Annotated in this window: 20 protein-coding genes and 1 pseudogene; 7 read left to right on the forward strand and 14 right to left on the reverse strand. The window is 35.7% G+C overall.

Features of this window, described 5'->3' with window-relative positions; all coding sequences use genetic code 11:
• Nucleotides 1–142: 142 nt before the first annotated feature.
• The 6 genes from AC3WVZ_RS24035 to AC3WVZ_RS24060 all read right to left on the reverse strand — a co-directional run bounded on the left by AC3WVZ_RS24035 (nt 143) and on the right by AC3WVZ_RS24060 (nt 8,210).
• On the reverse strand, nt 143–856 hold the full coding sequence (locus AC3WVZ_RS24035) for a CPBP family intramembrane glutamic endopeptidase (RefSeq protein ID WP_001232991.1): 714 nt from the start codon (nt 854–856) through the stop codon (nt 143–145).
• A gap of 465 nt (nt 857–1,321) precedes the next feature.
• Entirely contained in the window at nt 1,322–1,870 is a 549-nt protein-coding gene (locus tag AC3WVZ_RS24040; protein ID WP_000074933.1) for a TetR/AcrR family transcriptional regulator, read from the reverse strand.
• Between the two features lie 3 nt (nt 1,871–1,873).
• Nucleotides 1,874–2,596 carry an MBL fold metallo-hydrolase gene (locus tag AC3WVZ_RS24045; RefSeq protein WP_063220575.1) on the reverse strand — a complete coding sequence of 241 codons (723 nt, stop codon included), beginning with the start codon at nt 2,594–2,596 and terminating at the stop codon, nt 1,874–1,876.
• Between the two features lie 115 nt (nt 2,597–2,711).
• Nucleotides 2,712–4,496, reverse strand: a complete 1,785-nt coding sequence (locus AC3WVZ_RS24050) for an acyl-CoA dehydrogenase FadE (protein WP_000416282.1) — start codon at nt 4,494–4,496, stop codon at nt 2,712–2,714.
• A gap of 138 nt (nt 4,497–4,634) precedes the next feature.
• The gene (locus AC3WVZ_RS24055; protein WP_001206324.1) at nt 4,635–5,807 is read right to left on the reverse strand and encodes an acetyl-CoA C-acetyltransferase; all 1,173 of its coding nucleotides are present in this window, start codon (nt 5,805–5,807) and stop codon (nt 4,635–4,637) included.
• A 21-nt stretch (nt 5,808–5,828) separates the two neighbouring features.
• Nucleotides 5,829–8,210 (reverse strand): 3-hydroxyacyl-CoA dehydrogenase/enoyl-CoA hydratase family protein, encoded by a 2,382-nt coding sequence (locus AC3WVZ_RS24060; protein WP_000486377.1) that lies wholly within the window; start codon nt 8,208–8,210, stop codon nt 5,829–5,831.
• A 237-nt stretch (nt 8,211–8,447) separates the two neighbouring features.
• Between AC3WVZ_RS24060 and AC3WVZ_RS24065 the strand changes: the two genes are divergently transcribed.
• Together AC3WVZ_RS24065 and AC3WVZ_RS24070 are read left to right on the forward strand one after the other, a co-directional pair.
• Nucleotides 8,448–8,594, forward strand: a complete 147-nt coding sequence (locus AC3WVZ_RS24065; protein WP_001096344.1) for a YuzL family protein — start codon at nt 8,448–8,450, stop codon at nt 8,592–8,594.
• Between the two features lie 87 nt (nt 8,595–8,681).
• Entirely contained in the window at nt 8,682–9,521 is an 840-nt protein-coding gene (locus AC3WVZ_RS24070; protein WP_233935511.1) for a D-alanyl-D-alanine carboxypeptidase family protein, read from the forward strand.
• Between the two features lie 22 nt (nt 9,522–9,543).
• Here AC3WVZ_RS24070 and AC3WVZ_RS24075 read toward each other — a convergent pair whose 3' ends face one another.
• The 4 genes from AC3WVZ_RS24075 to AC3WVZ_RS24090 form a co-directional block, all read right to left on the reverse strand.
• Nucleotides 9,544–10,461: a proline dehydrogenase family protein gene (locus AC3WVZ_RS24075; RefSeq protein WP_000436783.1), complete on the reverse strand. Its 918-nt coding sequence runs from the start codon at nt 10,459–10,461 to the stop codon at nt 9,544–9,546.
• Nucleotides 10,462–10,772: 311 nt separating this feature from the next.
• Nucleotides 10,773–11,018, reverse strand: coding sequence for a YusU family protein (locus tag AC3WVZ_RS24080; RefSeq protein ID WP_001290594.1), 246 nt, complete (start codon nt 11,016–11,018; stop codon nt 10,773–10,775).
• Nucleotides 11,019–11,066: 48 nt separating this feature from the next.
• Nucleotides 11,067–11,369: an MTH1187 family thiamine-binding protein gene (locus AC3WVZ_RS24085; protein ID WP_001018860.1), complete on the reverse strand. Its 303-nt coding sequence runs from the start codon at nt 11,367–11,369 to the stop codon at nt 11,067–11,069.
• A 77-nt stretch (nt 11,370–11,446) separates the two neighbouring features.
• A complete protein-coding gene (locus AC3WVZ_RS24090; protein WP_065381823.1) occupies nt 11,447–13,447 on the reverse strand; it encodes a methyl-accepting chemotaxis protein in 2,001 nt (666 codons plus the stop codon).
• Between the two features lie 186 nt (nt 13,448–13,633).
• Between AC3WVZ_RS24090 and AC3WVZ_RS24095 the strand changes: the two genes are divergently transcribed.
• Nucleotides 13,634–14,392: a TrmB family transcriptional regulator gene (locus tag AC3WVZ_RS24095; RefSeq protein ID WP_016125651.1), complete on the forward strand. Its 759-nt coding sequence runs from the start codon at nt 13,634–13,636 to the stop codon at nt 14,390–14,392.
• Nucleotides 14,393–14,419: 27 nt separating this feature from the next.
• Here AC3WVZ_RS24095 and AC3WVZ_RS24100 read toward each other — a convergent pair whose 3' ends face one another.
• Together AC3WVZ_RS24100 and AC3WVZ_RS24105 are read right to left on the reverse strand one after the other, a co-directional pair.
• On the reverse strand, nt 14,420–14,602 hold the full coding sequence (locus AC3WVZ_RS24100) for a hypothetical protein (RefSeq protein WP_142408450.1): 183 nt from the start codon (nt 14,600–14,602) through the stop codon (nt 14,420–14,422).
• 80 nt (nt 14,603–14,682) lie between these two features.
• Nucleotides 14,683–15,867, reverse strand: coding sequence for an MFS transporter (locus tag AC3WVZ_RS24105; RefSeq protein WP_119684097.1), 1,185 nt, complete (start codon nt 15,865–15,867; stop codon nt 14,683–14,685).
• A 398-nt stretch (nt 15,868–16,265) separates the two neighbouring features.
• Here AC3WVZ_RS24105 and AC3WVZ_RS24110 point away from each other — a divergent pair, with 398 nt between their 5' ends.
• From AC3WVZ_RS24110 to AC3WVZ_RS24125, 4 genes and pseudogenes are all read left to right on the forward strand, one after another.
• Nucleotides 16,266–17,021, forward strand: coding sequence for a YiiX/YebB-like N1pC/P60 family cysteine hydrolase (locus AC3WVZ_RS24110; RefSeq protein ID WP_233935512.1), 756 nt, complete (start codon nt 16,266–16,268; stop codon nt 17,019–17,021).
• A 67-nt stretch (nt 17,022–17,088) separates the two neighbouring features.
• A pseudogene (locus AC3WVZ_RS24115) lies at nt 17,089–17,454 on the forward strand (YycP family beta-propeller protein); the annotation flags it as partial.
• Between the two features lie 102 nt (nt 17,455–17,556).
• Complete coding sequence (gene tnpC, locus AC3WVZ_RS24120; RefSeq protein WP_100910632.1) at nt 17,557–18,960, forward strand: IS66 family transposase; 1,404 nt, start codon at nt 17,557–17,559, stop codon at nt 18,958–18,960.
• A 119-nt stretch (nt 18,961–19,079) separates the two neighbouring features.
• Nucleotides 19,080–19,934 (forward strand): YycP family beta-propeller protein, encoded by an 855-nt coding sequence (locus AC3WVZ_RS24125; protein WP_492226181.1) that lies wholly within the window; start codon nt 19,080–19,082, stop codon nt 19,932–19,934.
• A gap of 124 nt (nt 19,935–20,058) precedes the next feature.
• On the opposite strand, the gene AC3WVZ_RS24130 is transcribed toward AC3WVZ_RS24125, so the two are convergent.
• Entirely contained in the window at nt 20,059–21,372 is a 1,314-nt protein-coding gene (locus tag AC3WVZ_RS24130) for an APC family permease (RefSeq protein ID WP_000546301.1), read from the reverse strand.
• Between the two features lie 248 nt (nt 21,373–21,620).
• The gene (locus AC3WVZ_RS24135; RefSeq protein WP_065381818.1) at nt 21,621–23,168 is read right to left on the reverse strand and encodes an IS200/IS605 family accessory protein TnpB-related protein; all 1,548 of its coding nucleotides are present in this window, start codon (nt 23,166–23,168) and stop codon (nt 21,621–21,623) included.
• Nucleotides 23,169–23,316 lie beyond the last annotated feature (148 nt).

The following is a 23,316-nucleotide window of genomic DNA, read 5'->3' on the forward strand; positions in this document are numbered from 1 at the left end:
TAACATACCCGCCTTTCTTTGTTCATTCATCATTAGTATTTGGTTCTTTTTGGATTGTATTCATCAACTTTTCCTACATATAAACAAAATAAAAGATGAATAGCTAGGCCATTCATCTTTTATGCTAAATATTCATTCAATTTTATAAAGAAACAATCATACTTATACTCACAAGTAGGTTCCATACAATATGTAAAATGATGCTAGGTAAAATAGATTGTGTTTTCTTATATAACATAGCAAATACAATCCCCATAATCATTGCCGTAACTGGAAAACCACCATGAAGAATCCCAAAGATAAAGGAAGAAATAATGATACCAACTAGAAAACTATATTTCTTTTCAAAAAATCGATACAAAATACCTCTATATAAAATTTCTTCTTTAATTGGTGTAATTATAGCAACACTTAACACATATATAATACTTTGTAGACTATTTTGAAGTCCTAAGCTCCCTAATTGATCTCGTTGCTGCTCTGCACTTTCAAAGCTAAACAACTCTAACATTACATACTGAGTTAATGCAATGATGATAAAACCTATTAATAAATACAAGTAGGTTTTCCCATTTTTTAAAATAGATACATCCCATATGTTCTTAATAAAATGAAGCACTGGTTTATACGCAAATAAAACAATAGTAACAACAGCTGCATCAAATAGAAGTAAATAATATCCCTCTAAATTAGCACGTAATACCTCTTCTCCAAAAATTCCAAGGGCTAAAGCAAGGAATAATCCCCCTAAGAGTGAGAACCCTAGAATGCTTGCAATCGTTACAACTAGATTTTTATATGTTATGTTATCTACTTCTCTTTCTGCATTATACGCGTCTAATACTGTTTTTCTCATACTATTCCTCCATTTGTTTTCATTACCTTAACAAAAAACCTTTAATACAAATATATAGATAATATAACAAATTTTTCAAAAAGAATAATATGCAATTTTACATATCATGAAAGCTTTGTATTATATAGTTTTTGGAATTAGATTACTATATAATAATTATTAGATGAAATTCCAAAAATTTCTTATCTATCCACCATAACCCTCGCATCATATAAATTTTATTAGTTAAAGGAGCAATGAACATGAAAACACATGACTTCCTTACAGAAATCCAGAAGGGCTCTGAGCCTAGTCCATATCAAGATCCTACCGTATTCAGTTTCGTTTGCCTTTCCGTAGCCATATACACATTTTGCAAACCTGCTAAATAATATCATGTAATGAGAAAAAGCCTACCGCTCTTTTCGAATTATATGCACTAAAAAACCTTAGAATCACTTCTAAGGTTTTTGTTTGCCTCGCTTCTTATTCACGTAACCCTTTAATAAACGTTTCCAACAATACATGTAAACTTATATCTAAATCTAACGGCAAACCAAATCCGCCCTGTTGTTCAATCGAAGCAAATCCATGACAAATACTTCTGAATCCGCGTGTCGCATGAAGTGCATTCTCTCCTTCTAAGCCGTACTGTTGTAAAACCTGAAGACAAAGCTTTACAATTCCGTCACCTGCTTTTCTTACTTCTTCATCTCGTAAAAAAGTTGCTTCATATAGTCCAGGATGTTTTCGGACAAATGCTACATATGCTTCTCCTAATGCATGAATTGCTTCATCCATACGTTTATCCTCGGCTGCTTCTTCCAGTTTGTTATGCAGATGTTTTATTCCGTAAATACCAAGATGTTTCCGTACATCTTGTAACCCTTTTACATGATTATATAGTGAGGGCGAACGTATCCCTAATCTTTGCGCTAATGAAGCTAACGTTACTTCTTGTATTCCATTTGTATCTGCAATTTCTGCAGCTGTTTCTACAATTTTCTGTAATGTAAGTCCGATTCTCGGTGACATAAATTAACCCTCTTTCTTACTTTCTATATTCCGCTTCGCTTCCTTAATAGCAAGCTCTATGACAGCCCCTGGATCCTTTATCATTTTTCCGTGCCCTGCTGCAAGCAAGGAAGGCTCATATTCGCTTAGCTTCTGTGCACTTTGTAATGATATTTCTTTGCTCCACGTTGCCATCGCCGGAAACGGAAACCAAAATTTTATTTGTCCCGAAACGGCCATACCTCCTCTTGTTTGAAATGCATCCCCAACAATAAGAGCTTTATTTCTTACATCAAGAAACGACATGGAGCCCGGCGTATGTCCCGGTGTCATAATCGCAAGAAGCGATCCAACTCGGTCTCCATCTCCCAATAAAACATCAGGTACCGTTTTTAATTTTTTAGGTACACCGCCTTTTATCGGTATATTCGGTTCATCCTTTTGTAACGTCGTATCTCCTTCTAACAGCTTTCCGTCCCGCTTAGAAATATAGACTGGAACATGAGGAAGTACTTCCTTTAATGCGTCTAATGCACCAATGTGATCATCATGCGCATGTGTTAATACAATTTTAGTAATTGGTTTTCCTATTTTCTCAGCCGCCTGTAAAATACCTTTTGCGCTATATGGCAAAGCCGCATCAATTAAAGTTAAACCATCTTCTTCCTCTACAAAGTAACAATTTACAGGAAACGCTCTTGGCAAAAATGACAATTGATATAACGTTTTTTCATGTATCATCCTCATAGTCCCATCTCCCTTTTCACGAAAACTAATACCATTAGTTTTATGTCACTAAAAATTTCTTTTTTTCAAAAAAAAGAACAGTAGCCGTATAAACGACTACTGTTCTTTAAAGATATTAAACTGTGTAACGCTCATCTTCTAAAATTTTCGCAGCGATTTCACGTTTCTTCGGAATTACGTTAAGTGGTGTGTGGCGAGTTAATTTACGTAATGATGATAACATCATGCGCAGCATGTCGCCGTTTTCAACTGCGATAAGTGTTTCTTTCGCATCTGCTTCGATTTCGTTAAATGCTTCTTGGCAGAATACTTCAGTGTATAACACTTTTTGTTTATTCTTTTCAAGACCAGTTGTTTTGATTGCTTTTTCTGTACGAAGAACAGCTGATTCCATTGCGTATAGATTGCTTACGATGTCAGCGATATTTACAAGAATTTCTTGCTCTTTATCTAATGCTTTACCGTATTTTTGAGCCGCTAATCCAGCTACCATTAAGCCGATTTTCTTCGCATTAGTTACTAAATACTTTTGAAGTGCTAATGGCTCATCGCCTACTTCTTCTGGCATCATCATCATTAACTCTTCTTGTAATTTTTGTGCTTTTTGAAGAAGTGGTAATTCACCTTTCATCGCTTTACGTAAGAACGTACCTGGTACGATTAGGCGGTTAATTTCGTTCGTTCCTTCGAAAATACGGTTAATACGAGAATCACGGTACATTCTTTCAATCTCGTACTCTGCCATAAATCCGTAACCACCGTGAATTTGAACACCTTCATCTACTGTATAGTCTAATACTTCAGAACCGAATACTTTGTTTAAAGAGCACTCGATTGCATATTCAGCGATAGAAGCTGCTACTGCTTTACCATCTTTTACTTCTTCTTCAGATAATGTGCTCATGCGGCTTTCGAATAAACCTACTGTACGATATACAGAGCTTTCAGCTGCATATGTTTTTGCTGCCATATTCGCAAGTTTCTCTTGAATTAATGGGAAGCGAGCGATTGGTTGTTTGAACTGTTGACGTTGGTTTGCATATTGTGCTGAAATTTCTACTGCACGTTTCGCAGATCCAACTGTACCAACACCTAATTTATAACGACCGATATTTAAAATGTTGAATGCGATAATATGACCTTTACCGATTTCACCAAGTAAGTTTTCTTTCGGTACTAACGCATCTTCTAAAATTAACGTACGAGTTGAAGAACATTTAATACCCATTTTCTTTTCTTCTGGGCTTGTAGATACGCCAGCGTAGTCTTTCTCTACGATAAATGCTGAGAAGTGCTCTCCATCGATTTTTGCATATACAATAAATACGTCAGCGAATGCAGAGTTTGTAATCCACTGTTTTTCACCGTTTAATACGTAATGTGTACCTTCTGCATTTAAACGTGCAGTTGTTTTTGCACCTAATGCGTCAGATCCTGAACCTGGCTCTGTTAATGCGTATGCAGCTAATTTTTCACCAGTTGCAAGTAATGGTAAATACTTTTTCTTTTGCTCTTCGTTACCGAATAATACGATTGGTAAAGATCCGATACCTACGTGAGCACCGTGAGTAATTGCAAAGCCACCAGCGCGAGAGAATTTCTCTGCGATTAACGCTGAGCTTACTTTATCAAGACCAATTCCGCCGTACTCTTCTGGTACGTCAGCGCCTAATAAACCAAGTTCCCCAGCTTCTTTTAAAAGACGAACTGAACGATCAAACTCATGTTGCTCTAAATATTCAAGCTCTGGAAGAACTTCATTTACAATAAAGTCCTCTGTCGTTTTTGCAATCATTTTATGCTCAGATGAAAAATCTTCTGGCGTAAACACTTGATCAATCGTAATCTCATCTACTAAAAAGCTACCGCCTTTAACCGCATTTCCTACTGTTTTTTCCATGAAAATTTCCTCCTTCATATTTTCATGAGCCGCCTCTCTCTTTTTGAAAGAAGCTGGCTCTCCCTTTTTTTATAAACCTTTGTTGCTTCCATTCTTTGCTTTAGCGTCGTCTCGTTCTGAGCGAGCCGCTTCCACTTTTTATAGTAATTCAAATACTCCCGCTGCTCCCATTCCGCCGCCGATACACATTGTTACGATACCGAATTGTTCGTTGCGGCGTTTCATTTCGTGAATAAGAGATAGTGTTAGTTTTGCTCCTGTACAGCCAAGTGGATGTCCAAGTGCGATTGCACCACCGTTTACGTTTACTTTTTCTTCATCTAAACCAAGTTCACGAATAACTTGAATTGATTGAGAAGCGAATGCTTCATTTAGTTCAAATAAGCCAATATCAGATAGCTCTAAGCCAGCTAGTTTTAGCGCTTTTGGAATTGCAGCGATTGGGCCGATTCCCATTACTTCTGGTGGTACGCCAGCTACTGCAAATGAACGGAATTTCGCAAGTGGCTTCATGCCATCGCTCACTGCTTTTTCGCGATCCATTAATAGTACAGATGCTGCACCGTCACTCATTTGTGAAGAGTTACCAGCTGTTACAGAACCGCGAACGTTAAATGCTGGACGTAATTTCCCTAAAATGTCTAGCGTCGTCTCTGCTCTTACACCTTCGTCTTGTGCGAAAGTGATTGTTTCTTCTTGCAGTTTATTGTTTGATCCAACCGAGCGTAACGTCACATCTACAGGTACTGTTTCATCAGCAAAGTTTCCTGCAGCTAATGCTTTTGCAGCACGTTGATGACTTCTTACTGCAAATGCATCTTGCTCTTCACGAGAAATTCCATATTTCACAGCAACTTGCTCTGCTGTATGTCCCATACCCATATAATATTCTGGAGCGGCTTCTACAAGGCGACTATTCGGACGAACAACGTGTCCCATCATTGGAACTAAACTCATTGATTCTGCTCCGCCTGATAATACAGCTTCAGAGTGACCAAGCATAATACGCTCTGCTCCGTAAGCGATACTTTGTAAACCTGAAGAACAGTAACGGTTAATCGTAATAGCTGGAACATCGTAAGAAAGTCCTGCTAATCCGCCGATATTACGAGCCATATTTAAACCTTGCTCTGCTTCTGGCATCGCACAACCGAAAATTAAATCATCGATTGGTCCTTCATAATTCGCACGCTTTAACGTTTCCTTTACTACTAACGCCCCTAGATCGTCAGGACGAACTGTTTTTAATGAACCCCTCTTTGCCTTTCCAATTGGTGTTCTTGCTCCCGCAACAATGACAGCTTCTCTCATGAACGATATCTCCCCTCGTTATTAGTTACGTAATGGCTTTCCTTTTACAAGCATGTGCTGCATTCTTGCTTGTGATTTCATCTCACTTACTAAGCTAATAAATGCTTCACGTTCTACATCTAATAAATATTGCTCATCAACTTCTGTTCCGTACGGTACTTTTCCGCCCGCAATGACATATGCAAGTTTCTTCGCAATGTGAAGGTCATACTCTGAAATGTAACCAGATAAATGCATTGCTTCTGCACCAAGTGCAAGAGTTGCATATCCTGTTTCCCCAACAACTGGTATCTTTTTGCGGATTGGCGCTTTGTAACCAGCTTCATATAAAGCAAGTGCTTTCTGTTTCGCATCGTATAGTAAGTGATCACCATTCACACTAATACCATCTTTATCACCTAAGAAGTTATGAGAAACTGCTTCTTGTCCTGAAGTTGAAACTTTCGCCATTGCGACTGTTTCGAACACTTTATTTGCAACTTTTTGCAGATCAAACTCTACACCGTTTGCCATTTTGTTTAAGTGTTTAATGTATAGCTCTTTATTACCGCCTCCGCCAGGGATTAAGCCAACACCAACTTCTACTAAGCCCATATACGTTTCACTAGAAGCTTGAATGCTCGCTGCTGGTAAGCAAACTTCTGTACCTCCGCCAAGCGTCATACCATATGGTGCTGCTACAACTGGCTTAGAAGAGTACTTAATTTTCGTCATTGCATCTTGGAAGTTTTTCACAACTAACTCAATTTCAAAGTAGTTGTCGTCTTGTGCTTCCATTAAGATCATTGCTAGGTTCGCACCAACGCAGAAGTTCTTCGATTGGTTACCGATAACAAGACCTTTATAATTCTTTTCTACTTCATCAACAGCGTAGTTAATCATTTGCGTAATATCCATACCGATTGCATTGCTCTTCGAATGGAACTCTAAGCAAAGGATGCCGTCGCCTAAATCAATTAAGCTCGCTCCGCTATTTTTCTTTAATACACCATTTTTCGCTTTTAATTGCTTAAGAGAAATTGCTTTTTTATTACGCTCGATTAGCTTATATTCGCCATTATCGTAATAGTAGCTATCGCCGTTATCATGTTTATAGAAAGTAGTGAAACCTTTCTCTAACATTTCTTTCACCCAAGTAGGAACAACTACGCCGTTTTCTTCCATCTTTTGAACAGATTTTTCAACGCCGATTGCATCCCACACTTCAAATGGCCCTTGCTCCCATCCAAAGCCCCACTTCATCGCTTGGTCAATTGCAACGATATCGTCAGCAATTTCTTTATGAAGTTTTGCAGAGTATAAAAGAGTTGGTGTAATGATGTTCCATAATAACTCTCCTGCACGGTCTTTTGCGTATACAAGCGCTTTCAATTTATTCGCTAATCCTTTTTCTTGTTTACTTAACTCTACGGATGCAGCTTTTAATTTTTTACGCGCTTCGTATTCCATCGTTTCAGGATTTAATTCTAAAATTTCTTTTCCTTGTTTTAAGAAGAAGCCTTGACCCGTTTTACTTCCAAGCCATTTTTTCTCCAGCATGTCATGCATGAAAGCTGGTACTTTAAATACATCACGCTCTTCTTCTTGCACATTTTCATATACGTTATTTGCAACGTGTACGAATGTATCTAAACCGACAACATCTAATGTGCGGAACGTTGCGCTCTTCGGACGACCAATAAGTGGGCCTGTTACAGAATCAACTTCCCCAATGCTATAGCCGCGTTTTACCATCTCTTGAAGAGTAACAAGTAAACCGTACGTACCGATGCGGTTTCCAATAAAGTTTGGTGTATCTTTTGCGATAACAACGCCTTTTCCAAGAACGTCTTCGCCAAATAGTTTCATGAAGCTTAATACTTGTGGATCTGTTTCTTTCGTCGGTATTACCTCTAGAAGTTTTAAATATCGTGGTGGGTTAAAAAAGTGTGTGCCTAAGAAGTGTTTCTGGAAGTCGTCTGAACGACCTTCTGCCATTTTTTCAACTGAAATACCTGACGTATTCGAGCTTACGATAGAACCCGGTTTACGAACCGCATCTACTTTTTCAAATAGTTTCTTTTTAATATCTAAGTTTTCAACTACTACTTCAATAATCCAATCTACATCAGCTAGACGCTCAAGGTCATCTTCTAAATTACCTGCTTCAATCAGTGCTAAATTTCCTTTCACTGTCAGAGGAGCTGGTTTTTGCTTTAATAGTTTTTGCACAGCCGTATTACTAAAACGATTTCTCACACTTTTATGTTCTAATGTAAGTCCCTTCGCTTCTTCTTCTTTCGTAAGCGCAGGTGGTACAATATCAAGTAATAATGTCGGAATACCAATATTAGCTAAGTGTGCCGCAATTCCCGAACCCATTACGCCTGAACCTAGAACAGCAGCCTTTTTAATTTGGAACATCCAATTCTCCCCCTATTCTTGAATGAATGCTCATTCAATTTTTCGACATAAGTCGCAATCAATGAGTGAGCCTCTACTAATAAATATATGATACTGTTTAAATTTTCGCAATATATTTATTGATAAAATTTTCTGAAATAAATATTTTTCTTTCATTTGGCTATGCTATACATGTGTATTTTCTTTGTTTAAATGCACTTTTCCTTTTTATAATCTGACGAAACTGGAGGAATATATATGGCAAAACTTAAGAAGAACCCTTCAAAGGCTGGAATTAGTGCAGCTAGTGTAACTGGAAACGCAGGTCCACATAATCACGGTGTTGAAAAAGGACGCCAAGGTAATAACCAACAATATAAAAAGCATAATATGGGCGAAAAATAACGCTATATTTTTGGGCAGAGAACGTGGCATAATGATTAATGGCTGCTTTTTCTGCCCAATTTATTTGTAACAAATGAGGGAATTATAATGAAACGAACAATAGTTATGATTGTAATGATTGCCACACTATTTACAGGGATGATTTTCTTCTCTTATGCACAAAGGCAACAAGCTGTAAGAGCTGATCAACCTAATATTACTGGGCAATATGGAGTTACAATCGATGCAGACACAGGTGAAGTTTTGTATGGAAAACGCGAAGACGAACGCTCTTATCCGGCTAGTATAGCCAAAATGATGACAACCCTTCTTTTACTAGAGAATGTAAAAGAAGATGAAGAAATTACAGTTACAGAAAACGCAATTAAAACAGAAAGTCAAAGTAAGAAAATTAAACTTCGTGCTGGGGAAAAGTTAAAACGTGATGAAGCATTAAAACTGATGCTTATCATTAGTGCAGATCCAATAGCTGAATCCATCGCAGAACATATTGCAGGATCAAAAAATGAATTTGTGAAAATGATGAATGCTAGAGCGAAGGAACTCGGTACAAAGCATGCGACTTTCAAGAACGCAAGTGGTGCTGATGCACTTGGAAATAAAGTATCGCCATATGACATTGCTATTATTACGAAAGAAGCATTAAAGTATCCAGTTGTTTTAGAATATATGAATTCAACACGTACAACTCTACATACTTCAGAACGCTCTCCAAACATCGCAAACTACGGACGAGAAGAACTATATGACGATCCATATGCGATTGGAAGTAAAAGCGGTCTATCAGCACTTGGCAAATATACAGTCGTAACAGTGGATGAAAAAGACGGTAAACGCGTCATTAACGTCGTATTATCTTCTACTCGCGCGCAACTATATCCTGATACGAAGAAAATGGCACATTATGCATTTCAGCAATTCAAATAACCAAGGAGTATTTTCTCCTTGGTTATTTTTTAACCATACCTTTTAATACGAACGCAACGTTTGCTGGACGCTCTGCTAGACGGCGCATGAAATATCCATACCAATCGTTTCCATAAGGTACGTAAACACGCATTTTGTAACCTTCTTTTACTAGCTCAAGTTGACGCTCATTACGAATACCATATAACATTTGGAATTCAAATTGATCCCTTGGAATATTATGTTCTTCAGCAAGTTTTTTTGTATATTCAATAATTGCTTCGTCATGTGAAGCAATTGCAGTATAATTTCCATTTAATAAGTGCATTTTAATAATCTTTTTATAATTGTCATCTACATCTTTCTTGTCCGGGAACGCCACTTCTTCAGGTTCTTTATAAGCTCCTTTTACAAGACGTAAATTAGGTTTATAAGCATTTAAATCCTCAATATCTTTTTCTGTACGATATAGGTAAGCTTGAATAACAGTACCAATATTATCGTACTCAGATTTTAATTGTTTAAAGATATCAATTGTTTTACCGCAGCGTGTATAATCTTCCATATCAATTGTAACGAACACACCATTTTCTTTTGCAGCTTCTAAAATACGGCGCATATTGTTCATTACGATTTCATCAGAGATATCTAATCCCATAGAAGTCATCTTTAAAGAAAGCTGCGAATCAAGACCTTCTCTTCCAATTGCACGGATCGCTTCAATCGATTGGTTAGCCATTTCATTTGCTTCCGCTTCATTATCAACGAATTCACCTAAATAATCGATTGTTACACAAAGACCTTGCTTATTTAATTGTTGAATGGCAGCTGTCGCTAATTCAATCGTCTCCCCTGCGACGAAGCGACCTGCACCAAAGCGTAAACCGTACTTTTTAGCCAGTTTTGTTAGCGCTTTATTTTTAGATAAGAAAAGAAACGAATTTCGCATTAATTGTTCCATGTAATTCACCCCTATGACTGTAATTTATCTGTTTTTTACCCCTCTTCAAAATTATATCATTGTTTAAAATTATTGGATACAAATAATTATTTAGATAATTTATAAAATACTATAAAAACATTTAAAAACCTATATTTCTGCTTATAAATATACCCGAAATATTTTTCGACATTTAGAAAAATGGAGTTTAATAGGCATAAAATAGGCATGTCGAAAATATTCGACATGCCTATAAAATCCTTTATATTCCATGTAAATTATATAAGGATATTAATACAGAAAACTTGCGATTATATTTACCTCAAGTTTTTTTATTGCTCATTTCGCTTCTCTTCATTCAGCCTTTTAATATCTGTAATTAACTGTACCATCTCTTCTTTCGCATCTGGATAAGTTTCATTCCAATGCTTTACTAAAGCTGGCATCGTCTTAGCTATGTAAGAATACAGTGCCCACTTCTGTACCTGTTCTTTTCTCTCTTCATTGCTCTCTCCAAGTAACAGCTCAGTATATTTCTCCAGTAAACCATCAAACTGCTCGTTAAACTTTTCACTCATTTTATTTACCTCCTATATGAAAAAAGCAGCGAAGATCGCTGCTTTTTCTTATAATTTTGATCGAACAGAGTTTAATTTTTTCTCCATTGTGCTTACTTTATCACGACGATCATCAATACGAATAGTTGTTGCAACACGCTGTGCACCTTTCGTATATGGAACTTCATGCATTTGTTGTATTACTTCTAGAATGACAGGAAGATCTCCTTCAATAATTGTATTCATCGGTGTTAATTGATACTTCACGCGATCCGCATTTTTCTCTAGCACCTTTTGTACTTCTGCTACATATTCACTAACACTTGGATTACCTGTTCCTACTGGAATAATCGATACATCAACAATTGCCATAGTAGTCTTCCTCCTATAATCGTTTCTTATATATCCATTGTCTATTTTACCGAAATCCTCATCATTTTACTAATATGTTACTCTTCCACTTTAAACTGCTCGACTAATCTTTCTAAATCTCTCATATGTTCTGTCAAACTTTCCATCGTGTGAGCTACCTTTTCTAAATGATTCACCTGTGATTCCGTTGCAGCATGTACCTCTTCAGAAACAGCTGCACTTTCTTGACTCGTACCAGCAATTGTATGCATTACCGCTGTAATTTCCCCTTGCTCATAACCTATGTTATGTACCTCTTCTACAATTTTTTCAACTGAAGTACTAATCGTATTTACAACTGACATAATTGTACGGAACTCCATTTCCGCCTCTGACGTCACTTTATTTTGCACATCTGCAATGTCTTTCAATTTACTTACAACTTCTACAACCCTTTTTACTTCTAATTGTACATCACCAATCATCATTGTGATTTCTCCGGTTGCCTCTTTTGATTGTTCCGCTAATTTCCGAACCTCTTCAGCAACAACCGCAAATCCCTTACCTTGCTCACCTGCACGGGCAGCTTCAATCGATGCATTTAAAGCAAGTAAATTTGTTTGATCCGAAATGCCTTTTATAAGCTCAACAACATTTTGAATCGATCCAACTCTTTGTTCTAACTTATCCGATGCTTCTTCTGTATGAACAACAATCGAAGATGATTGTCCCCTCGTACGGATTAAATTCCTCATTGTATTTAATCCTTGCTTAGATGCCTCTTCCGCTTTGCCAGCCACTCCTTTTATTTCACCAACGGAGCTATTCATTTGTTCTACTGACTCCGCCATATTCTCGAGCTGAGCTGAAACTTCATCCACACTATTCGCAAGAGTAGAAGCTCCTCCGCTCACATCATCCATCGCTCCTGAAACTTCTCTACTAGCCGCTACTGTTTCGTTCGTTAAATAATGTAAACTATTCGTTGATTGTTGCACCGTTGATACGCTGTTTTTAATTTTACTTACCATTTCATTCATTTGTTCAACCATATCATTAAAGTGCTTAGTCAACTCTCCAACTTCATCTTTACTTGTCACTTTCATTCGCAGCGTTAAATCGCCTTCTGCTACTTTTTGCACGTGATTCTTTAATAGTTGCAGTGGTCTTGCTAATCTTCTTGAGAACAAGTAGGAAGCTACGATTCCAACTAATAAACTAATACATGCCATTATAATAACTGTATTTCTCGTACTATTTAATAGCCCATCGATCGTTTCTTTCGGATAAAAGATTCCTATCGTCCATTTCATCGTATCAAATGATTGACTGTAAACAACTACATCTTCACCTTTTATTGTAGTGACCGCATATTTTGTTCCCTCTTTATTTAAGCTCTTTATAAGTGGTTCTTTAGAAACATCTTTTCCTATCTTTTCTGGATAAACAAGAGCCATATTTTTATCATTTATAATAAACATTTCTCCGTCATTATTGTATTGAATATTGTGAAGCAACTTCTGAATCGTCCCAAGCGATACATCCATCGCAACAACGCCTAATACAGACCCATCTTGAGCTGTAATTGCTTTAGAAACACCTACACTTAACTTTCCTGTTGCAATTTCATAAGAAGGTTGTCCCCAATGGACCTTTTTTACATCAGCCTCTGAATCTTTATACCATGGTCTTGTCGTTGGATCATATCCTTCTGGCACTTGCCCACCTTCAGCAAGATTGGCACTTAATGTTTTTTTATCTTTCGTACCAATATATAAATCTAAAATACCAGGATGATTCTTTTTATACTCCGCAAACTCTTTCGTTAAAAACGCTTCCTCTTCTGGAGTAACCCCACCTTGAAGTATATTACGAATCATCTCACTGTTCGCGTAATACCCCATATCTTCATCCGTTCTTTGAACAAATGTCGTAAGTTGCTCTGTCACAAGATCCATCGCATTTTGAGAATACTCGTCTAAGGAGCGCACTTCCTTTTCTTTCTGTAATTGATACACAGCTGTACCCAATATTACGAACATCATAGAAATAAGTACTGAAAACACTACCGCAATTTTTAAACGTAAACTTCTTAACATTTTCCCCAAAGCATCCCCTTCGTATTAAATTAAAATCTTATTAATCATTATATTAAGTATAGTAGATAAAATTAAAAAATTGAAATTAATTCTCACCTTAATACAATTAGAAAACGGACTACCACTTGTGCAAAAACAAATAGTTCATTATCCTTAAAATATAATCTCATTCGTTCGGAGGGAACTATGTTACAAAAATTCGGTTTCTCACAATATGAAAGCCAAGCTTATGAAGTTGTCGTATCAAGCAATGAACCATTAGATGCTACAACAATTGTGAAGCATTCAGGTGTTCCAAAAGCAAAAATATATGAAGTACTAGCACGCCTAATCGATAAAGGAATGGTAATGGATTCTGTTTCAGAAAAGAAAAAATTGTATACAGCATTACCACTAAAACTAGCAATTGAAAAATTAACGACAGAATTCCAATCAAATATTAAAGAACTGGAAACAAATATATCAAAAAAATCATTTACAGATGACCGTGTGTGGAGCTTAAAAATGCAATCTTCTATTCGAGTTCAAAGTAAAGAACTCATTGAAAGTGCACAAGAATCAATCCGTATTTCAGCTTGGAATGATACTCTTTTAGAATATCTCCCTTTACTAGAACAAAAAGCAAAACAAGGTGTTCAAATTGAATCCCTTATTGTTGGAGAAGTAGAAACAGACTTAGAAAACATGCATTTTCTAATCCCAGCTGAAGAACCTAATGCATTAGAGCGCTACTTGCTACTTATCGTTGACGATCGTGAAATTTTATTTGCTGGCGTAGAACAAGAGTCATGGCAAGCGATGAAAACAATGTCACAACCTTTCGTAAAGTTCTTTACAGAATTTTTCTATCACGACGTTGCACTTGCAAAGATCACCCAGAAGCACCACGATCTCTTTATGGAAGATGATGAAATTAAGAGTTTGTTGATGAAGTTGAGATACTAATTAAATAATAAAAAGGAGTCTAATTTTTCACTTAGACTCCTTTTTATTTTGTTCCTTTATCTCCATCAACAGCTCAATGATTTTCTCATTTTGCTCCACTTGTTTCTCTGAATTTTGATAGAGGCAACGAATCCAGCCTAATACAAAAACAGCTACAACTATCGGTAATAGTGTAAGTATTATACCGAATATCGAGAAATTAAACACCATTTTCCCATCACCTCGCTATATACCAATTCTCCATATTCTTACTAAAACCTGCAATTTTTTACAAATAAAAAAAGAACCTATCAAACGATAGATTCTTCTTTTACGAACTGAGTAGAGCGTCCTCTCGTAATCGAGAAAATCGCGCAAAGCAGTGCTAATATAATAAAGCCACCGCCTACCCAAGCATTATATATAACAGATGATTTTTCAATAACAACTCCGCCTACTGTTGAACCAAGTGCAATTCCTAAATGAAGCGCAGAGTTATTTAAACCTTGCTGAATACCAGCTGATTCCGGTGCAATTTCAATTAAATAATTTTGCTGTGCTGGTGAAATCGCCCAGCTCAGCATACTCCAAAGTCCCATCATAATGATGAAGAGCGGGAATGAGAATGTCATTAATGGCAGTATGAAGATTGCACACGCAAATACGATAATGATAGAAATAATACTTTTCTTCGATCCCCATTTATCAGCAAGCCAGCCACCGAATCCGCCGCCGATTACTGCTGCGATTCCGAAAATAAAGTAAAACACACTTATCCAGTTTGCTTCAACATTCATAACATCTTTTAAAAATGGTGTTAAATATGCATACAATGTTAAATGCCCCGTTAAAAACAAAAATGATGTTAACTGTGCACTTACAATTTTTTTATCTTTTAAAGTAGCAAGTTGTTCTTTTATTGATAATACCGATGTCGGTGGTACCTTCGTTAAGAACAATGAAATACAAGCTATTGCCATAACTGTTAACACAGAAATTAATACAAATGGTGCACGCCATCCGTATGCATTTCCGAGTACAAGACCGAGCGGTACTCCAAGTACAAGTGATCCACTAATTCCCATAAAAATGATTCCAATTGCACGCGCACGAAAATGCGGTTCTACTACACTAGACGCAAGTGTTACAGATAGTGCAATAATTAATGAACCACTCGCCGCACAAATAACCCTTGAGAACATTAGCATTCCGTAATTCACACTAAACGCGGAAATAATATTTCCGATTAAGAAAATCGATAATGCTCCAACATACAATGTTTTTCTTTCAAACTTCCCTGTCACAGCTAATAAAACTGGACCTGACAAAGCAAATACTACCGAAAATATTGTTATAAGCTGACCAGCTGCGCTAATAGATACTCCTAAATCATTGGCAACTAAATCGAGCGTTCCTCCTATAATTAACTCAACCGTTCCGACTACGAAAGCCGCGATAGCTAAAATATAAACACGAAAATTCAAGTCTTTCCCCACGCTTTCTATTTTGGTTACTACGATTATAGTAACCAAAATAGAAAGTGGACGCAAGTATAATTTTTTATAATAAAAAACTTCCCTCTTATGATATATCTCCAACATTTAAATAAAGATCCTTATCTGAAAAATTATCACTACTTCTATCCAATTTGTAATCAAACTAAGAAATATTAATAAAAAACAACATTTATTATTAAATTTATATATATATATTTAATTTATAATAAACTTGATTAAATTTCCTATTATTTACAAACAAATTGTACCAAATAAGATTTTTCTTTACTAGACTTGTATTAAAATTACAGAAAAATTATTATTTTCTTGTAGAGTAAATACTATACTTTACAAACACACAATAGTTTGGAATATCAAAAAACTTAGGGGGAAAAGAAATGAAAAAATTAACTGCACTAACTTTGACAGCAAGTATTTTAGCTTCAGCTGGGCTTGTGCCTACATCATCTTTCGCAGCAAGTAACGAACTTCCGTATTTAAATGAGATTAAGAAATTGCAGCCAGACGTAAGTACAGAAGAGTTAATTTCAGATATTATTGAAGTTGCAAAAAATACGGGCAATACAAAAGAAGCTTTAGCAGAACAAATTTATAAAGAATTAAAAGCAAATCATGAACAAGGAGAACGAGAAGCTACTCAACGAAATAATAAAGATACTACTAATGTTCAATATGGTGCTAGCGGCGGAAATGTAAAAGTAGGAAATTCTAATATGGGCGACTTTTATTATACTGGATCTACAACTGCTTATATGAATCACGGACATGTCGGTATGTACTATAGTAAAGACTTGATTGTTGAATCTGTACCAGACAAAGGTGCGCACACAATTGCTACTAATAAACGCTTAGTTGATAAAGGTGATGCAGTTGTCAAATCTGTAAATACTTCTTGGCAAAATAAAAATGACGCAGCTTGGTGGGCGAAAGATCGTGTAGGAAAGGATGACTATTCTTATAATTTCGCAAACAATAGAAATACTAGCCATTATGGCGCGAAGAATTGTTCTAAATTGATATGGTCTGCTTATAAATTACATGGTGGTTTAGATTTAGATAAAGATGGTGGAGCAGGTGTATATCCTCGAGATGTTAGAGATGCGCAAAAAACATCGTTAATTCGTAATATATAATTTTAAAACTGAAAGTGAAACAATTTATTTGTTTCACTTTTTGGTTATTTGAGGAGCAGAAGTGAAAATGAAAAATCACCGGAAAATAATTCTATTTTTTACGATTATTATAACGATTGCAGTATTAGCTTACTATTTATGTATAAAAGATAAGAATGCAAACTTAATATCAGATAAAGAAATACAAAATAAAAATTTTTTAGATGATAAAAAGGCTGTGCTTTACTTCTCATCCACTGCCGATCAAGATTTAGATGGTAAAGGCATTAGTTATGCCATATTTATAAATAAACAAGGCGTTGCTAGCGGATATAAAATGGGTGGTCTAGAGCTCGGCGGTATTGGTGTATCTGACGATAAAAAACAAGTTCTATTAGAGAGTAAAAATACTATAACATTTCTAGGAGAAAATCCTACTACTCATAAAATAAAAGTAACTACTCAGCCACCTTTCGGTGTCTTTTTTAAATTTTACTAGTTTCATATGCCTCCCATTTGTAAATACTGAGTATATCAAACAGGGGAGGTGAATCTTATGGTCGATCGAAAAATTATTTTAGATACATATAAAAAAGGACCTGAAGCTGTTATTTCTTTATTCGAAGAAACATTTTCTAAGTTAGAAAAACGTATACAAGAACTAGAAAATGCTTCAAAAAAAAACTCCAAAAATAGTCATAAGCCACCTTCTACAGATGGTTTGGGTAAGCCCGTTACAAAAAGTTTGCGCAAACCGTCTCATCGTCAAACGGGTGGCCAGTTGGGCCACAAGGGACATACTCTTGGTTTGACAGCGACTCCAGATCATACGATTACACATTCTCCTACATATTGTACTTGTTGTCATACTTCCTTGAACCACGAGCCTGTAAAAGGGTATCGCATTCGCCAAGTGTATGACTTACCACCTATTCAGATCGAAGTGACAGAACATAAAGTAGAACAGAAAGAATGCCCACATTGCCATTCTATCCAAGAAGCCCAATTTCCTTCGACAGTATCTCGTCCTGTTCAATATGGTCCAAATATAAAAAGACTGATTCCCTATTTAACGCATTATCAATGCATTTCTTTGAAGCGAACAAAAGAATTCTTTCAGGATTGTTTTGGACATTCTATAAGCGAAGGAACCCTGGTAAATCATACACAGGCTTTCGCTTCTCAATTGCAGCCATTCATAAAAGAAGTAAAGGAAAAGATTCTGCAGTCTCCTGTTGTCCATTTTGATGAAACTGGTATGCGTGTAGAAAACAAAACACAATGGTTACATACTGCCAGTACACCGGAGGTGACATTGCAACATATTCATCAAAAACGTGGAAAAGAAGCAATGGATGCTGGAGAAATCTTGCCATCTTTTTCTGGAATTGCGATGCATGATGGTTGGAAATCGTATGATGCGTATACAGATTGTCGTCACGTTTTATGTAATGCCCATCTCTTACGAGATTTACAAGGAATTATAGATAGTACTGGAGAACAATGGGCACAACAGATGCAGAAATTTCTAACGCAAGCGTTGACGATGAAAAAGCAATCCGAAGGTACCATGCCAAAAGCGACGCAAAAGAATCTGTTTATTATGTATCAATCCATATTGAAAGAACAACAGATTCTTTCCACGAAACAAAAGAAGAAAGGAAAGCAGACGCCTTCTCAAAATTTATGGAATCGCTTCGTCAAGTATTCTGACAGAATTCTAGCGTTTTTAGAACATCCAGCCATTCCATTTGATAACAATCAAGCAGAACGGGATATTCGGATGACGAAAGTAAAACAGAAAGTGTCTGGGACTTTCCGAAGTAAGAAAGGCGCAGAATCTTTTTGTCAGATACGAAGCTTTATGAGTACCATGAAAAAACAAAAACAATCGGTCTTACAAGCGATAAACCAAGTCATAGAAACTAGAACGGTTCCTTGGAATAACACGACTTCATAAGAGAATTTCTCTATTTGGCATAGATTCTTTCTCTGATTGGAGTATTTTCTTTTCATGTTTTCGAATCGGAAACATGTATTTGGCCTGTTTTTTTATTTGAAGAAGCTGAGTAGTTACAAATAAAATACCAACATACCGGTGATTTTAATGGATATTTAGCAAACCAAAAGATATTTGTTACTATTTACAATTCAGGAATGGACAAAGAGAACGGGAACTATAATTCAAATGTTTTATTCGGAAATGAAAAAGTTATTCATAAAAGTAATATCCCTCATTTCATTATTAGCTCTGGATTAGATGGGGAAAATATTTTAGTAGCCACTCAAGAATTAGTTACTAATAAATACGAATTGAAAAAATTAACGTTTAATGATGCAACAATGAATATAGAGAATATTACAGCGCTTAATATAAATGGAAAAGAGGACCATGCTAATCTTTCACCTATTTTAGTAGATTCAGAGAATTACTACATGGTTATGAGTACAATTGATAAGGATGATCCGCTAAAAGGGGAAACATTCTTGTTACGTACTAATAAAGCCACTTTAGAACAAAATACAATATTTATGTATAAAGAAGAAAACTCAACTGCAACCAGCCCATTTTCATTAGATAATTCCGCATATATATATAACAACGAATTATATTTTTTAAACGGTCTTGGTGATATATATACATATAACCCTAAAAATAATACGATGAGCCATAAATTCACCATAGATTACCATGTTAAAGATGGTGTTAGATATAATGAACAAACTTATTTCGAAAACGACTCATTATATGTTCTACGTTATGATGCAAAGCGCAATAATAAATACTATATAGAAAGATACAACTTAACAAACGGAAGAAAAGTATCCGAACAAGAAATACAAGGTATAGAATCTATACTCGCCACTGTGAAAGGCGGAAAGAAAGTTTATGCTTATGACTTTAAAATGTTACTACCCAAAACAGATAATTAACTATACTTAATTACCTGTTTCTAGGTTATAGAATAGGGTAATGTAATTCCCCATAATTCTAATTTTATACTTTCAAATTTTTTCATATAAAAAACAGGCGTATGATACGCCTGTTTTCTAATTATTAAACAGCAGTTTTATTCTTCTTATTTAAATACCAATATACCGGCAGTCCCGTAAAGACAATTCCAATTGATAAGAAACAACTTAGTGGATCGTTAATAATCGCACTACCGATTACAAAGAGTGAGCCCAAAATCGCAACGATTGGGACGATTGGGAATAACGGTACACTGTATGCACGCTCTTTATTTTTATTACGTTTTCTTAAAATGAAGACACCGATAAACGTCATTACGTAGAAAATATAAATAATGAATACGGAAATCTCAGATAGCTTATTTGGATCACTAATAATCATTAAAATAATTCCTAAAATGATTTCAACAGTAATCGCATTTGCTGGTGTTTTAAATCTTGGACTTTCCTTTGCAATAAACTTAGCAAATGGAAGTTGTCCACGTTCTGCCATCGACATCGGGATACGTGGGAATGTTAAAATCTTTCCATTTAAACAACCGAAAATAGAAACGATAATACCGATACTAATAATTTTCCCGCCATATTCTCCAAGTAGCATTCCTGCAGCTGTCGCTGTTGCATTTTCTCCAAGTTCTACAATTTGCGTTGCTGGTAATACATTCAATAACGCCAAATTAATTAATACGTAAGCAGCTGTTACAATTAAAATCCCAACTGTCATTGCTTTCGGTAATAGCTTTGTTGGATTCTTCATTTCTCCACCAATTGACGCAAGTAGAATCCAGCCGTCATAAGCAAATAATGTTGCTAAGATCGCCATCCCGATACTTTGATTTTCTGATATCGGCACAACTACGTTAAAGATATCGCTATTCCCTTTCCAAAAACCTAACACAACAATTAATACGATTGGAATCATCTTCCCGATTGTCGTGATCGTTTGGACGATACCTCCGTATTTTGTTCCCATACTATTTACAACGCCAAGGAACACAACTGTTCCAATTGCGATTGGTAAATTCCATACTTTATCTAAATAGAAAAAATTAATCATTAAAGAACTAAAGTATAACCCTAACGTTCCAATAATAGCTGGCCCATACACAATTGTTTGCATCCAGCCTGATAAATACCCCCAAAAACTTCCATAAATCTCCTCTAAATACGTATACAACCCACCATTTTTCGGGATTTGCGCTCCAATTTCAGCTACTGTTAAACCACTTGCTAACGTTAACAGACCACCAATTATCCAAGCAAGAATCGCCATATTAGAACTCCCCGAGTAATCTAATACGCTGCCTGGTTTCATAAACACACCAGACCCAATAATCGTTCCTACTACGATAGAAAGTGCTACCGTTAAACCAATTTTGTTCTTCTCATCATGATGCATGCTGCGTATCCTGGTTTAAAATTCTTATAAAAATCTATAAATTGTTGGCGAACCAAGTCAAATGCCAACTACCGAAAAGGAATCTCACCTTTTTCCTGTCCGTAAGGGTTGTGACCTTTTCATCCACCTATTGTGAAAGAATGACGGCAGGTTCCTGTTAGGAACGATCTGTCCTTGCATACTACCATTCATCCAAGTCAGTAGTATGCAAGAGGTTATAAGAAATAAACCAGTACCCCCCTTCTCATTTAAATTTTAAATACGAATTGTTGATTGCTCATATAAACAGTTTTATGAAGAATGCTCCACAATTTCCAATTGTGATATTCTTTCCACGTTTGAATTGTTTGTAACCATTTTTTATATACTTTTTGCGTATTCTTTTTACTTTCTTCCATGGAAGCAACAAGAATACGCAGTTTTGTTGTAATTTGGTTTTTTAATAATAATATAATCTCTTGTGGTACTTGTTCTTGCAATTCTAATCCACGTCTTGCGATCGCGAATGCGGCTGCTTCATGAAAGCTAATACCGAAATTTTTACTGTATTTTAATTTTCCAATCACACTTGTATAAGCGGGGTTTACTGTTTTAACAGAAAATCCGTTACGAAGAGACATACGAATTAAACTGTTCAACATCTTTTTATACGTAAATTGATGGAAATTACGATTACTGTATTTATCAGTATCATGAGATTGTTGAAACTTTAAATCTTCTAAAACAATTCCACCTACATTGTTTTCCAATAACCATGTTTTAATTTGTTGTACGATTTGTCCAATTATCGTTGCGCGTTTGTTTGTTGAAAACGCATTCAGATTGTGTAGATAAAAAATTTTTGAACCTTTAAAATTACCTTGTTTTGTACATAAACTAACTGCAATACGGTCCGGATTTACATCAATTCCTGCAATTACATCTGATTGTGGTGTTTCCTTGAAATCTAGTACACGACCTATTTCTGTTTCATCAAACGTAATATTCACATAAAATTCATTTTGTTTACGAATGATTTCTACACTATATTTTTGATGCTCTATAATCGGTTTTCCTTTTGGATTTACACCGATTTGCTTTCCCATAACGACATTTGTGATTTGATGATAAAAATGATATGGAATGATAATCGGAACTTTGATTCGTGGGCTTTTTGTTTTTCCATTTGTTCGTCCTAATGGATTTGCAATTTCTAACCATCCTTGCCCACAATCATCAACTGTAATGCGCATGTTCAAATTCCCTTTTTTGCTTTTATCTCCGCGAGAATATAATTGTCGTGTCCGCAAATCTTTCCATTCTTGATTGGATATCTTATCTTTCATTCTTTCATAGAAATTTTTCCGCCCACCAAAAATAATAGGAGGTAATGTTTTATTTTTAATATGTTTTGCATACGTTTCAATTTTTTGTTCTAATTTTTGTTTTCGTTTTCTTAATCCAATTAGACAAGTTTCTAATGCAACTTGTTTAGGTCTTTTTTTGCCGCGTTCATAATCATCTATTTTTTGTAACGTCTTTTCTAACTTTTTTTGATTGTTTTCTAGGTAAACAGGAAGAAGTTCTTTTTGAGAGAAAAGGATCGTTTGCGCTTGTAAAATTGCATCTTCACAAAAACGTTTATTTAACAAATATTTAGGTTGTAGTTTTTTTATCAATTCTTTCTCGTTTTCGCCCTCAATCAAACGATTAAAACTATATCGTTTTGCACTTTCGAACGTACGGATCAAAGTAATTAAATCTTCCGTTTGTTCTTTTGTAATAGAATTGATTTTACAAGTACGTGTTGTTTTCATCCTTTTCCCCCTTTTCATCACCTGAAAATATTATAGGTTGAATTCTGTAAAATATAAAACCTGTAATTGTAAATTTTTATAGTTTTTTATAGATTCTTATTTACTGTTATTACCTCCTTCCAATCCTAGTGTGATGCAAAAATGAAAT

The organism is Bacillus sp. CPT56D-587-MTF (genome assembly GCF_058792335.1).

What these genes read in the sequence shown, in the direction of transcription:
- AC3WVZ_RS24040 (WP_000074933.1), bottom strand. Translation starts at nt 1,870, where the DNA reads ATGTCACCGAGAATCGGACTTACATTACAGAAAATTGTAGAAACAGCT.
- AC3WVZ_RS24085 (WP_001018860.1), bottom strand. Translation starts at nt 11,369, where the DNA reads ATGGCAATTGTTGATGTATCGATTATTCCAGTAGGAACAGGTAATCCA.
- AC3WVZ_RS24095 (WP_016125651.1), top strand. Translation starts at nt 13,634, where the DNA reads ATGTTACAAAAATTCGGTTTCTCACAATATGAAAGCCAAGCTTATGAA.
- AC3WVZ_RS24100 (WP_142408450.1), bottom strand. Translation starts at nt 14,602, where the DNA reads ATGGTGTTTAATTTCTCGATATTCGGTATAATACTTACACTATTACCG.
- AC3WVZ_RS24080 (WP_001290594.1), bottom strand. Translation starts at nt 11,018, where the DNA reads ATGAGTGAAAAGTTTAACGAGCAGTTTGATGGTTTACTGGAGAAATAT.
- AC3WVZ_RS24070 (WP_233935511.1), top strand. Translation starts at nt 8,682, where the DNA reads ATGAAACGAACAATAGTTATGATTGTAATGATTGCCACACTATTTACA.
- AC3WVZ_RS24090 (WP_065381823.1), bottom strand. Translation starts at nt 13,447, where the DNA reads ATGTTAAGAAGTTTACGTTTAAAAATTGCGGTAGTGTTTTCAGTACTT.
- tnpC (WP_100910632.1), top strand. Translation starts at nt 17,557, where the DNA reads ATGGTCGATCGAAAAATTATTTTAGATACATATAAAAAAGGACCTGAA.
- AC3WVZ_RS24065 (WP_001096344.1), top strand. Translation starts at nt 8,448, where the DNA reads ATGGCAAAACTTAAGAAGAACCCTTCAAAGGCTGGAATTAGTGCAGCT.
- AC3WVZ_RS24060 (WP_000486377.1), bottom strand. Translation starts at nt 8,210, where the DNA reads ATGTTCCAAATTAAAAAGGCTGCTGTTCTAGGTTCAGGCGTAATGGGT.
- AC3WVZ_RS24055 (WP_001206324.1), bottom strand. Translation starts at nt 5,807, where the DNA reads ATGAGAGAAGCTGTCATTGTTGCGGGAGCAAGAACACCAATTGGAAAG.
- AC3WVZ_RS24045 (WP_063220575.1), bottom strand. Translation starts at nt 2,596, where the DNA reads ATGAGGATGATACATGAAAAAACGTTATATCAATTGTCATTTTTGCCA.
- AC3WVZ_RS24075 (WP_000436783.1), bottom strand. Translation starts at nt 10,461, where the DNA reads ATGGAACAATTAATGCGAAATTCGTTTCTTTTCTTATCTAAAAATAAA.
- AC3WVZ_RS24135 (WP_065381818.1), bottom strand. Translation starts at nt 23,168, where the DNA reads ATGAAAACAACACGTACTTGTAAAATCAATTCTATTACAAAAGAACAA.
- AC3WVZ_RS24130 (WP_000546301.1), bottom strand. Translation starts at nt 21,372, where the DNA reads ATGCATCATGATGAGAAGAACAAAATTGGTTTAACGGTAGCACTTTCT.
- AC3WVZ_RS24110 (WP_233935512.1), top strand. Translation starts at nt 16,266, where the DNA reads ATGAAAAAATTAACTGCACTAACTTTGACAGCAAGTATTTTAGCTTCA.
- AC3WVZ_RS24035 (WP_001232991.1), bottom strand. Translation starts at nt 856, where the DNA reads ATGAGAAAAACAGTATTAGACGCGTATAATGCAGAAAGAGAAGTAGAT.
- AC3WVZ_RS24050 (WP_000416282.1), bottom strand. Translation starts at nt 4,496, where the DNA reads ATGGAAAAAACAGTAGGAAATGCGGTTAAAGGCGGTAGCTTTTTAGTA.